Genomic DNA, 12,032 nt, shown 5'->3' on the forward strand with positions numbered 1-12,032 from the left:
GTAGCGGCTCCGCGGAGCGCCGATGGTCTGAACCAGCCGGGCCACCACCCCTCCGCAGACCCCGCGCCGACCACCCCCGCGGCGGCTTGCCTGCGGGCCTGCGGGCCGGTTGGGTGGGCGCATGGTCGGTCGCATCCCCGTCATGGACGTCATGCCGCTCGTCGACCCCGGGGCCTCCGCCCAGGTCGGCGCACCGGGTCGGCAGGCCTCGCCGCTGCGCCCCGCGAAGGCCACCGTCGGGGAGCCGCTGCCGATCACGGCCACCGTCTTCCGCGAGGGCCACGACCGGCTCGGCGCCGAGGCCGTGCTCGTCGCCCCCGACGGCACCCGCCGTCCGCCCGTGCGGATGACGCCGGTGCCCGACGTGCCCGACCTCCTGCGGGCGTGGGTGGTGCCGGACGTCGAGGGCGCGTGGTCCTTCGAGGTGCACGCCTGGAGCGACCCGCTGGCCACCTGGCAGCACGCGGCCGGGGTGAAGATCCCCGCGGCGATCGACGTGGAGCTGATGTTCGCCGAGGGCGCGCTGCTGCTGCAGCGGGTGCGCGACGCCCTCCCCGTCTCCGCCCCCGACGCCGCCGGGGCCCGGGCGCTGCTCGACGCCGGCATCAAGGCCTGCGGTGACCGACGACGTCCGCCCGCGGCCCGCCTGGCGGTGCTCGAGGACGACGCGATGACCCGCGTCCTGCGCGAGCACCCGCTGCGCGAGCTGCTCACCGTCGAGGGCCCGTTCCCGCTCTTCGCCGACCGCCCGCGCGCGCTCTTCGGCAGCTGGTACGAGCTCTTCCCGCGCTCGGAGGGCGCCGCGCCGGACGCCGACGGCGTGCTGCGCAGCGGCACCTTCCGCACCGCCGCCCAGCGGCTCGACGCCGTGGCCGCGATGGGCTTCGACGTCGTCTACCTGCCGCCGATCCACCCGATCGGCGAGGTCAACCGCAAGGGGCCGAACAACACCCTGACCCCCGGACCCCACGACGTCGGCTCGCCGTGGGCGATCGGCTCCAAGGACGGCGGCCACGACGCGATCCACCCCGACCTGGGCACGCTGGAGGACTTCGACGCCTTCGTCGCCCGCGCGGGCGAGCTGGGCCTGGAGGTGGCGCTCGACCTCGCGCTGCAGGCGGCCCCCGACCACCCATGGGTCACCTCGCACCCCGAGTTCTTCACCACCCGCGCCGACGGCTCGGTGGCGTACGCGGAGAACCCGCCGAAGAAGTACCAGGACATCTACCCGATCAACTTCGACAACGACCCCGAGGGCGTCCGTGCGGAGATGCTGCGGGTGGTGCGGCACTGGATGGACCACGGCGTGCGGATCTTCCGCGTCGACAACCCCCACACCAAGCCCCTGGACTTCTGGGAGTGGCTGCTCGGCGAGGTGCGCCGCACCGACCCCGACGTGCTGTTCCTCGCCGAGGCCTTCACCCGGCCCGCGATGATGCGCGCGCTCGGCTCGGTGGGCTTCCACCAGTCGTACACGTACTTCACCTGGCGCACCGCCAAGGGCGAGATCGAGGACTACCTGCGCGAGCTGTCGTCGGAGACCGACCACCTCATGCGGCCCAACTTCTTCGTCAACACCCCCGACATCCTCCACGCCTACCTGCAGTACGGCGGTCCGGCGGCGTTCAAGGTGCGGGCGGCGCTGGCCGCGACCTCCTCCCCCACCTGGGGCGTCTACGCCGGCTACGAGCTCTACGAGCACGTCGCGGTGAAGCCCGGCAGCGAGGAGTACCTCGACTCCGAGAAGTACCAGCTGCGGCCGCGCGACTGGGCCGCCGCCGAGCGCGAGGACCGCACGCTGGCGCCCTACCTGACGATGCTCAACGAGGTGCGGCGCCGGCACCCGGCCCTGCAGCGCCTGCGCAACGTGACGCTCCACCGCAGCGACGACGAGCAGGTGCTCGTCTACTCCAAGCGCGAGGGCGAGGACCGCGTCATCGTCGTGCTCAATCTCGACCCGCACGGCACCCGCGAGACCACCGTGCACCTCGACCTCGCGGGCCTCGGCCTCGACTGGGGCGAGTCGTTCGTCGTCCACGACGAGGTGACCGGCCAGGACTGGACCTGGGGCGAGCACGACTACGTGCGCCTCGACCCGCACCACGAGCCCGCCCACATCCTCTCGGTCAGGAGGACCGCCCCGTGAACGACTCCCCCGCCGCCGCAGCCGCCGCCGACGCCGAGCCCGGCGAGCTGCGCCCCGAGAGCGACCCGTCGCTGGTGGAGGGCCTCGAGCCCGGCCCGTCCCCGGAGCCCGCCCGCGAGGTCGAGCACGCGAACCACGCCGACGCCGAGTGGTTCAAGACCGCGGTGTTCTACGAGGTGCTCGTCCGCTCCTTCCGCGACTCCAACGGCGACGGCACCGGCGACTTCCGCGGCCTGATCGAGAAGCTCGACTACCTGGCCTGGCTGGGCGTCGACTGCCTGTGGATCCCGCCGTTCTTCCCCTCCCCGCTGCGCGACGGCGGCTACGACGTCGCCGACTACACCGGAGTGCTGCCGGCCGTCGGCACGATCGAGGACTTCCGCGAGTTCCTCGACGAGGCGCACCGGCGCGGCATCCGCGTGATCATCGACTTCGTCATGAACCACACCAGCGACCAGCACCCGTGGTTCCAGGCCAGCCGCACCGACCCCGACGGGCCCTACGGCGACTTCTACGTGTGGAGCGACACCGACGAGAAGTACCAGGACGCGCGGATCATCTTCGTCGACACCGAGCCGTCCAACTGGACCTGGGATCCCGTGCGCCAGCAGTACTTCTGGCACCGGTTCTTCTCCCACCAGCCCGACCTCAACTTCGACAACCCGGCCGTTGGCGACGCGATGATCGAGGCGATGGCCTTCTGGCTCGACCTCGGCATGGACGGCTTCCGGCTCGACGCCGTGCCGTACCTCTTCGAGCGCGAGGGCACCAACGGCGAGAACCTCCCCGAGACCCACGCGTTCCTCAAGCGGGTGCGCGCGTTCGTCGACGAGCACTACCCCGGCCGCGTGCTGCTGTGCGAGGCCAACCAGTGGCCGGCCGACGTCGTGGAGTACTTCGGCGACTACGAGGTCGGCGGCGACGAGTGCCACATGGCCTTCCACTTCCCCGTCATGCCGCGCATCTTCATGGCGGTGCGGCGGCAGTCGCGGTTCCCGATCTCGGAGATCCTCGAGCAGACGCCCGCCATCCCGGACTCCTGCCAGTGGGGCATCTTCCTGCGCAACCACGACGAGCTGACGCTCGAGATGGTCAGCGACGAGGACCGCGACTACATGTGGAACGAGTACGCCAAGGACCCCCGCATGAAGGCCAACATCGGCATCCGCCGGCGGCTGGCCCCGCTGCTCGACAACGACGTCAACCAGATCGAGCTGTTCAACGCGCTGCTGCTCTCGCTGCCCGGCTCGCCGGTGCTCTACTACGGCGACGAGATCGGCATGGGCGACAACATCTGGCTCGGCGACCGCGACGGCGTCCGCACGCCGATGCAGTGGACGCCCGACCGCAACGCCGGCTTCTCCTCCGCCACGCCGGGGCGCCTCGACCTGCCGCTCATCCAGGACCCCGTCTTCGGGTACGCGGCGGTCAACGTCGAGGCGCAGATGGAGAACCCCTCGTCGCTGCTGCACTGGACGCGGCGGATGCTGCACGCCCGGCGCCACCACCCGGCCTTCGGCCTCGGCTCCTTCCAGGATCTCGGCGGCTCCAACGGCGCCGTGCTGTCGTTCGTCCGCGAGCACGCGGCCGCGGACGGCACCGAGGACGTCATCCTCTGCGTCAACAACCTCAGCCCGTTCCCGCAGCCGGTCGAGCTCGACCTGCGGCGCTTCGTCGGACGACGCCCCGTCGAGCTGCTCGGAGGTGTGCGGTTCCCCGAGATCGGGGACCGTCCCTACCTGCTGACGCTCGCCGGCTACGGCTTCTACTGGTTCCGGCTCACCGCGCCCAGCCCGACCGCCGCCACCGAGGAGGGACCCCAGCTGTGAGCGACCCCCACCATCCCGCGAACACCCCCGCGACCACCCCCGACGCCGTCACGCACCTCGACCACGGCCTGCTGGCCGACTACCTCGTCCGCACCCGCTGGTTCGCGGGCAAGGGCCGCGCGTTCTCGATCGGCGCCGTGCGCCGCCTCGGGACGATCGGCGACCCCGCCGCCGACCCGGCCGTCGTCGTGCTGCTCGTCGAGGTGCTCTTCGACGACGCGGTGGGCGGCCGTGCCGACTACCAGGTGCCGCTCTCGCTGCACCGGCAGCCCGAGCCGACGCTCGAGCACGCCCTGATCGGCGTGTGGACGGAGTCCGGGGCCCTCGACGCCGCGATCACCGGCGAGGTCCACGCCTACGACGCGCTGCACGACCGGCGGGCGATGGGCCGCTGGCTGCGGGCGTTCGACGCCGCCGGCGGCGGCCCCTCGAGCGACGCGGGGCTGGCCTTCCACCGGCTGCCCGGCCACGACCTCGACCTCGACGCCCCGGCCAGCCTCTTCAGCGGCGAGCAGTCCAACTCCTCGGTGTTCTTCGGCGAGGACTCCGTGCTCAAGGTGTTCCGCCAGGTCGGCGCCGGCCTCAACCCCGACGTCGAGGTGCACGAGGTGCTCACCCGGGCGGAGTCGACGCACGTCGCGTCGCTGTACGGCTGGACCGAGACGCGCGCCGACGCCGGGCAGGACGACGTGCTCCAGCTCGCGATGCTCCAGCAGTTCCTGCGCACCGCGTCCGACGGCTGGGAGCTCGCGCTGGGCAGCGTCCGCGACCTGTTCTCCCAGACCTTCACCCAGCCGCTCGACCTGCGCGACATCGCCGCCGGCGAGGTGCATGCCCGGGAGGCCGGCGGCGACTTCGCCGGCGAGGCGACGCGACTCGGCGAGGCCGTCCGCGCCGTGCACGACCTGCTCGCCGAGCGGTTCCCCGCCCAGCGGCTCGACGCCGAGGGCGCCGCGGCCCTGGCGGCCGACATGACCCGACGCCTGCACGAGGCGGCCGCCGCGGTGCCGGAGCTCGCCCCGCACGTCGAGGGTCTCGAGGCCGTCTACGGACGCGTGGCCGCGCTCGCCGACGTCGAGGTGCAGCGCGTGCACGGCGACCTCCACCTCGGGCAGACGCTGCGCACCTCGCGCGGCTGGAAGATCGTCGACTTCGAGGGCGAGCCGTCCGCGCCCCGGGCGGAGCGGGTGCGGCCGGCCAGCCGCTGGCGCGACGTCGCCGGCATGCTGCGCTCCTTCGACTACGCGCCGCGTGTCGTGGGCCGCGACCTCGCCCTCGACCACCCCGAGGACGCCGCCATGCTCGACGAGCGGGCGGCCGAGTGGGCGCACCGCAACCGCAACCACTTCCTCGCCGCCTACGCCGGCGGCGAGCTCGACGTCGACGCCCGCGTGCTGCTCGACGCCTACCTGGCCGACAAGGCCGTCTACGAGACCGTCTACGAGTCCCGCAACCGGCCCGACTGGGTCGCCATCCCGCTGCGTGCCGTCGCGGAGATCGGAGCCGCCTGATGCCCAGCCGGACGCCCGCCACCCCGGACCCGTCGATCCTGCCCGTGCCGACCGCCGAGCTCGACCAGCTCGTGCGCGGCGAGCACGGCCACCCGCACGCCCTGCTCGGCCCGCACCCCCACGACGGCGGCGTCACGCTGCGCGTGCTGCGTCCGCTCGCCGCACGGGTGCAGGCCCGCGGCGACTTCGGCGTCGTCGACCTCGAGCACGAGCACGGCGGCGTGTGGGCCGGCGTGCTCCCGGTCGCCGACGTGCCCGACTACCGCCTGGCCGTCGTCTACGGCGACGAGGCGATCGAGGACACCGCGCCGGTCGACGACCCGTACCGCTTCCTGCCGACCCTCGGCGAGGTCGACCTGCACCTGATCAACGAGGGCCGCCACGAGCTGCTCTGGCAGGTGCTCGGCGCCCGGGTGCACCACTACGACTCCCCGACCGGCACGGTCTCCGGCACCTCGTTCGCCGTCTGGGCGCCGCGCGCCCGCGCCGTGCGGCTCAAGGGCGACTTCAACTCCTGGGACGGCCGCGAACACCCGATGCGCCAGCTCGGCACGTCCGGCGTCTGGGAGCTCTTCGTGCCCGGCGTCGGCAGCGGCGCCTCCTACAAGTACGCCGTGCTCGGTGCCGACGGCACCTGGCGCGAGAAGGCCGACCCCATGGCCACCTGGGCCGAGGTGCCGCCGCGCACCGCGTCGCGGGTCTTCGAGTCCGCCTACACGTGGGGCGACGACGCCTGGATGGCCGCCCGCGCGGAGCGGCAGCCGGTGGCGGCGCCGATGAGCGTCTACGAGATGCACCTCGCCTCGTGGCGGCGCCACCCCGACGGCACCCTGTGGGACTGGGAGCGCCTGGCCGACGACCTCGTCGCCTACCTCGCCGACCTGGGCTTCACCCACGTCGAGCTGATGCCGGTGATGCAGCACCCGTTCGGCGGCTCGTGGGGCTACCACGTGACGTCGTACTTCGCCGCCGACAGCCGGTTCGGCGACCCCGACGGCCTGCGACTGCTGATCGACCGGCTGCACCAGGCCGGGATCGGCGTGATCCTCGACTGGGTGCCCGGCCACTTCGCCACCGACGAGTGGGCGCTGGCCCGCTTCGACGGCACGGCGCTCTACGAGAGCCCCGACCCGCAGCGCGGCTGGCACCCCGAGTGGGGCTCCTACATCTTCGACTTCGGCCGCGCCGAGGTGCGCAACTTCCTCTACGCCAACGCGCTGTTCTGGCTCGAGGAGTTCCACGTCGACGGCCTGCGGGTCGACGGCGTCGCCTCGATGCTCTACCTCGACTACGCCCGCAAGGACGGCGAGTGGACGCCCAACGTGCACGGCGGCCACGAGAACCTCGAGGCGGTGCAGTTCCTGCAGGAGATGAACGCCACCGTCTACAAGCGGGTGCCGGGCATCACCACGATCGCCGAGGAGTCCACCTCGTGGCCCGGCGTCACCCGGCCCACCTCGGCCGAGGGTCTCGGCTTCGGCTTCAAGTGGAACATGGGCTGGATGCACGACTCGCTGGGCTACCTGGCCCGCGACCCGATCCACCGCTCGTACCACCACGGCGAGCTGACGTTCGCGCTCGTCTACGCCTTCAGCGAGAACTACGTGCTGCCGCTCAGCCACGACGAGGTCGTCCACGGCAAGGGCTCGCTGCTGCGCAAGATGCCGGGCGACCGCTGGCAGCAGCTGGCCAACCTGCGCGCCTACCTGGCGTTCATGTGGGCGCACCCCGGCAAGCAGCTGCTCTTCATGGGCGGCGAGCTGGGTCAGGAGTCGGAGTGGGCGGAGTCGCGCGAGCTCGACTGGTGGCTGCTCGACCACCCCGAGCACCGCGGCGTGCACGACGTCGTCCGCGACCTCAACGCCGCCTACCGCGAGACCCCCGCGCTGTGGAGCCGCGACGCCGACCCGTCCGGCTTCGCCTGGATCGACGCCAACGACGCCGGCCACACGGTCTTCTCGTTCATCCGGCGCGGTGACGCCCCCGACGGCGGCGCGGCGTCCGACCTGGTGTGCGTGGCGAACTTCGCCGCGGTGCCGCACCACGGGTACCGGCTCGGCCTGCCGTCGGCCGGCCGGTGGCGCGAGGTGCTCAACACCGACGCCGAGGGCTACACCGGCTCCGGCGTCGGCAACCTGGGCGCCGTGCAGGCGGTCGAGGGCGCGTGGTCGGGCCAGCCCGCGCACGCCGACGTCGTGCTGCCCCCGCTCGCGACGATCTGGCTGCGGCGCGAGGACGACTGACGCCGGGACGGCCTCGGCTCAGCAGGCGGAGCCGAGGTCGTCGGCCTGGTTGGCCACGTAGCCCGTCTTGAGCGTGCCGACCGAGCCGCCGGTGATCGGCTGGTCCGACGGCCGGGGCTTGGGCTTCGAGCCCCCGCCCGAGCCGGAGCCTGCGCCGCCCGCCTGGACGACGGGCGCGTCGCCCTCGGCCTTGGCGATCGCCTCGGCGACCTTGCGGTGCACGAGGTCCATGTCGGGCGCGCCCGTGTTGATCAGCGGCGGCACGAGGGAGAGCGTCGAGATGCGCTGACCGCGGGCCTTCAGGGCGAGAGCGGCGAAGGTGCCGAACTGCGAGGCCGGGAGGTCGGTGGAGATCAGCGCGGCCGAGGCGTCGGCGATCTTGGAGAAGTGCGCGATCGCCGACTGCGGGCTGATCTGCTGCAGCATCGCGTTGAGCACGCACTTCTGCCGGGCCATGCGCGAGTAGTCGTCGGAGTCGGCGCGCGAGCGGGCGTACCAGAGGGCCTGGTGGCCGGTGAGCCGGTGCGTGCCGGCCGGCACGTAGCCGTAGACCTTGCTGCCGATGCCGCCGATCGGGATCGGCGTGCGGACGTTCAGCGTCACGCCGCCGACGGCGTCGACGAGGTCGCTGAAGCCGCGCAGGTTGACCATCGCCCAGTAGTTGATCTTCAGGTCGGTGACGCCCTCGATCGCCGAGATGGTGGCGGTCATGCCGGGGTCCTTGTCACCCGGGAACAGCTCCTTGTGGTCCTGGGCCCAGGTGTTGACGCCGTTGAGGTAGTCGGCGTCGAAGCCCTTCGGGAACTGGCGGGCCATCACCGAGCCGGCGGGGAAGGTGAAGTTCTTGAGGTTGCGCGGCATCGAGATGAGCACGGTGCGGCCCGTGGAGGCGTCGATCGAGGCCACCGTCATCGAGTCGGGCCGCAGGCCCCAGCGGTCGGGGCCGGAGTCGCCGCCGATGAGCAGCACGTTGTAGCGGCCGTCGTGGGCGTCGGAGACGACGCCGTCGCCCGAGAGCGTCAGCACGAGGTCGCGCTGGACGTTCACCAGGTGCGCGCCGAAGAGCAGCGTGCCCGCGACGCCGAAGCAGAGCACGCCGTTGACCCCGACGACCGCGCGCCGGTGACCGAGGCTGAGGGTCAGCGGCTGGCCGAGCCGCCAGGCGTCGACGATGAGGAAGGCCCAGCCGAGCGCGAGCGCCACCAGGCCCAGACGCAGGAGCAGGAGCAGGCCGGGCGCGAAGGCCAGCCGCAGGCCGAGCTCGGGGTCGATCGCCAGCGCGATCGCGGAGACGAGCGCCACGACGATCAGCGCCAGCCACGTGCGCAGCGCGATCCGGCCGACGCGGCGGCTGCCGGCCACCAGCTGCGCCGAGCCGGGGACGACGAGGGTCATCGCCATCAGCGCCAGCGCGCGACGGAAGCGGATGCGGGCGGCCCGCTCGGCCACCGGGGTGCGGGGCGGGTCGATCGACGGGCGCATCGGGACGCGGCGAGCAGCGGTCGACCCCGGGGAAGCGGCGGGCGGCATGCACAGCAGTATCACCAGTCACAGACGTCACAGACGTCGCGACGCGCCCGCCGATCGGTCACGAGCGCGTGCCACCCGCGGCCCGCGACGGCCGGGGCGGCCGGGCTCAGGCCCGCCCGGACTCGATCTCGGCGATCCGGGCCATGCGGTGCGCCCGCCGGATCTCGGCCTCGCGGTGCCGGCGGCGGTCGTCGTCGGTCTCCAGGATCAGCCCCGGCACCGGGCGCGGCCCGCCGTCGGAGTCGATGGCCACGAAGACGAAGTAGGCGGTGGCCACGTGCAGCGCCGTCTCCGACGGGTCGTTCCACGGCTGCGCCTCGACCTTGACGCCGATCTCCATGCTCGAGCGCCCGACCCAGTTGACCTGGGCGTCGGTGCGCACGATGTCGCCGACGTGCACCGGACGCAGGAAGACCATCTCGTCCAGCGCGGCCGTGACGGCGGGGCCGCCGGAGTGCCGCTGGGCGACGGCACCGGCCGTGGAGTCGGCCAGCTTGACGATCTCACCTCCGTGCACGTTGCCCAGCAGGTTCGTCTGGGCGCGGGAGGTCAGGACGGCCAGGGAGACGCGCGCGTAGGAGGTCGGGTGGCGCGGCACGACGAGGTCGCTCATGCCCGCACGGTAGCCTCCGAGGGTGCCTGAGCGACCCGACGGTCGGGACGGCGGCTTCGGCTGGCTCTACGGGGGCCAGGGCGAGAGGCCGTCCCCGCAGAGCCCCGACGCCACCCGGATGATGCCGACCGTCCCGCGGGACGGCGGGCGTCCCAGTGCCCCGTCGTCGGCTCCGCGCGAGGCCCTGGCGCCGACCCCGGCGCCGACCCCGGGCGGCCCCGGCGGACCGAGCGGCCCGGGCGGTCGCGGGACCACCTACGGCGCCCCCCGCCGCCGACCCCGGCTGCGCTTCCGACCCCGCTACCTCGTCGCGCTGCTCGCGCTGTGGGTCGTGTACCTCGTGGCCGTGCCGATCATCGTGTGGAACAAGGTCGACTCCGTCGCCTTCGAGCCCGACGGCGACCGCCCCGCCGACCAGCCCGGCACCACCTACCTGCTCGTGGGCAGCGACTCCCGCGGGAACCTGACGAAGGCCCAGCGTCGCGAGTACCGCACCGGCAACGCCGAGGGCCAGCGCACCGACACGATCATGCTGCTGCACACCGGCTCGGGGCCGAACCTGCTGATGTCGATCCCGCGCGACTCGCTCGTCGACATCCCCGGGTACGGCACCACCAAGATCAACGCCGCCTTCGCGTACGGCGGGCCGCAGCTGCTGGTCAAGACGATCGAGCAGGACACCGGCATCCGCATCGACGACTACGTCGAGGTCGGGCTCGGCGGCCTCGTCGACGTCGTCAACGCGGTCGGCGGCATCACCATCTGCCCCGAGTTCGCGATCGACGACCCGCTGGCAGGCCTGAAGATCAAGAAGGGCTGCCAGGAGGCCGACGGCCGCGTCGCCCTGGGCTACGCCCGCTCGCGGCACTCCGACCCGCGCTTCGGCGACATCACCCGCGCCAAGCACCAGCGCGAGGTGGTCTCCGCGGTCGGCAAGAAGGTGCTCTCGCCGTGGACGTTCATCAACCCGTTCCGCTACTGGAGCGTCGTCAACGCCGCGCCGTCGGCCTTCGCCGTCGGCAAGGGCATGAGCGCGCCCCGCGCCGCGATGTGGGCCATGGCGATGAACAGCGTCAACGGCTCGAAGGGCCTCACCTGCGGCGTGCCGATCAGCGACCTGGCCGTGCACTGGGACCCCGACCGCTCGAAGCGGATGTTCCAGGCGATCATCGACGACGACACCGCGAGCATCGGCAAGGACCTCTGCTCCCCCACCGGACTACCGAAGGCGATCACCGGATGACCACCCCCGGCACCACCACCGACTACACGACGCTCCGGGTCGAGATCGATGCCGACGGCGTCGCGCTGCTCACCCTCAGCCGGCCCGACGCGCTGAACGCGTTCGACCTGACGATGGCCGAGGAGCTCGAGCGGTTCTTCCTCACCGACGCCCGCGACGACGCCGTCCGCGCCGTCGTCGTCACCGGCGAGGGCCGGGCGTTCTGCGCCGGCATGGACCTCTCGGCCGAGGGCAACGTCTTCGGCCTCGACGAGACCCTCTCCCCCACGCCGGAGGAGTTCCGCGCCCACTACGACGAGGAGCCGTACCAGACCGGCCTGCGCGACACCGGAGGCAAGGTGACGCTGGCGATCCACGCGCTGCCCAAGCCCGTGATCGCAGCGATCAACGGCCCCGCCGTCGGCATCGGCGCCACGATGACGCTGGCGATGGACCTGCGTCTGGCCTCGACCAAGGCCCGCATCGGCTTCGTCTTCGGTCGGCTCGGCATCGTCCCGGAGGCCTGCTCGTCGTACTTCCTGCCGCGCATCGTCGGCATCTCGCAGGCGCTGGAGTGGGTCTACTCCGCCGACATCCTCACCGCCGAGCAGGCGCACGAGGGACGTCTCGTCCGCTCGGTGCACGAGCCCGACGCGCTGCTGCCCGCCGCTCTGGAGCTGGCCCGCTCGTTCGTCCGCGACCGCTCGCCGGTCGCGCTGGGCCTGGCCAAGCAGCTGCTCTACCGCAACAGCGGCGCTCACCACCCGCTCGAGGCGCACCTGACCGACTCGCTGGCGATGTACTGGACCTCAATCGGCGACGGCAAGGAGGGGGTGGCCGCCTTCCTCGGCAAGCGCACCCCCTCGTTCACCGGCAGCGCCGGCGACCTGCCTGTGATCGACTGACCGCGACCGCCGGCGGGCCCGGCGTCAGCCCTC

Annotated in this window: 8 protein-coding genes; 6 read left to right on the forward strand and 2 right to left on the reverse strand. The window is 72.7% G+C overall.

All coding sequences use genetic code 11. The features are described 5' to 3' along the window. The first annotated feature begins 121 nt into the window (after positions 1–121). The 4 genes from K8Z61_RS15550 (at position 122) to glgB (ending at position 7,729) form a co-directional block, all read left to right on the forward strand. Positions 122–2,146: an alpha-1,4-glucan--maltose-1-phosphate maltosyltransferase gene (locus K8Z61_RS15550; RefSeq protein ID WP_224130844.1), complete on the forward strand. Its 2,025-nt coding sequence runs from the start codon at positions 122–124 to the stop codon at positions 2,144–2,146. Positions 2,147–2,217: 71 nt separating this feature from the next. Continuing rightward, positions 2,218–3,975 (forward strand): maltose alpha-D-glucosyltransferase, encoded by a 1,758-nt coding sequence (treS, locus tag K8Z61_RS15555; RefSeq protein ID WP_263431193.1) that lies wholly within the window; start codon positions 2,218–2,220, stop codon positions 3,973–3,975. Beyond that, the gene (locus K8Z61_RS15560) at positions 3,972–5,486 is read left to right on the forward strand and encodes a maltokinase N-terminal cap-like domain-containing protein (protein ID WP_224130847.1); all 1,515 of its coding nucleotides are present in this window, start codon (positions 3,972–3,974) and stop codon (positions 5,484–5,486) included. The genes treS and K8Z61_RS15560 overlap by 4 nt, the downstream gene beginning before the upstream one ends. Continuing rightward, positions 5,486–7,729, forward strand: a complete 2,244-nt coding sequence (gene glgB, locus K8Z61_RS15565; RefSeq protein WP_224130849.1) for a 1,4-alpha-glucan branching protein GlgB — start codon at positions 5,486–5,488, stop codon at positions 7,727–7,729. The genes K8Z61_RS15560 and glgB overlap by 1 nt, the downstream gene beginning before the upstream one ends. Before the next feature lie 18 nt (positions 7,730–7,747). Here glgB and K8Z61_RS15570 read toward each other — a convergent pair whose 3' ends face one another. Both K8Z61_RS15570 and K8Z61_RS15575 read right to left on the reverse strand, forming a co-directional pair. Then, positions 7,748–9,259 (reverse strand): LCP family protein, encoded by a 1,512-nt coding sequence (locus tag K8Z61_RS15570; protein ID WP_224130850.1) that lies wholly within the window; start codon positions 9,257–9,259, stop codon positions 7,748–7,750. Between the two features lie 106 nt (positions 9,260–9,365). Next, positions 9,366–9,872 (reverse strand): acyl-CoA thioesterase, encoded by a 507-nt coding sequence (locus K8Z61_RS15575; protein WP_224130851.1) that lies wholly within the window; start codon positions 9,870–9,872, stop codon positions 9,366–9,368. Between the two features lie 22 nt (positions 9,873–9,894). Here K8Z61_RS15575 and K8Z61_RS15580 point away from each other — a divergent pair, with 22 nt between their 5' ends. Together K8Z61_RS15580 and K8Z61_RS15585 are read left to right on the forward strand one after the other, a co-directional pair. Continuing rightward, positions 9,895–11,115: an LCP family protein gene (locus K8Z61_RS15580; protein WP_224130852.1), complete on the forward strand. Its 1,221-nt coding sequence runs from the start codon at positions 9,895–9,897 to the stop codon at positions 11,113–11,115. Next, the gene (locus K8Z61_RS15585) at positions 11,112–11,999 is read left to right on the forward strand and encodes a crotonase/enoyl-CoA hydratase family protein (protein ID WP_224130854.1); all 888 of its coding nucleotides are present in this window, start codon (positions 11,112–11,114) and stop codon (positions 11,997–11,999) included. Before K8Z61_RS15580 ends, K8Z61_RS15585 begins: the two co-directional genes overlap by 4 nt. Positions 12,000–12,032 lie beyond the last annotated feature (33 nt).

It is taken from the genome of Nocardioides sp. TRM66260-LWL (genome assembly GCF_020075545.1).
In the GTDB taxonomy this organism is placed as follows: Bacteria; Actinomycetota; Actinomycetes; order Propionibacteriales; family Nocardioidaceae; genus Nocardioides.

Excerpts from the sequence above, each read along its gene's own strand:
- K8Z61_RS15550 (WP_224130844.1), top strand. The coding sequence starts at position 122 with ATGGTCGGTCGCATCCCCGTCATGGACGTCATGCCGCTCGTCGACCCC.
- glgB (WP_224130849.1), top strand. The coding sequence starts at position 5,486 with ATGCCCAGCCGGACGCCCGCCACCCCGGACCCGTCGATCCTGCCCGTG.
- K8Z61_RS15570 (WP_224130850.1), bottom strand. The coding sequence starts at position 9,259 with ATGCCGCCCGCCGCTTCCCCGGGGTCGACCGCTGCTCGCCGCGTCCCG.
- K8Z61_RS15575 (WP_224130851.1), bottom strand. The coding sequence starts at position 9,872 with ATGAGCGACCTCGTCGTGCCGCGCCACCCGACCTCCTACGCGCGCGTC.
- K8Z61_RS15585 (WP_224130854.1), top strand. The coding sequence starts at position 11,112 with ATGACCACCCCCGGCACCACCACCGACTACACGACGCTCCGGGTCGAG.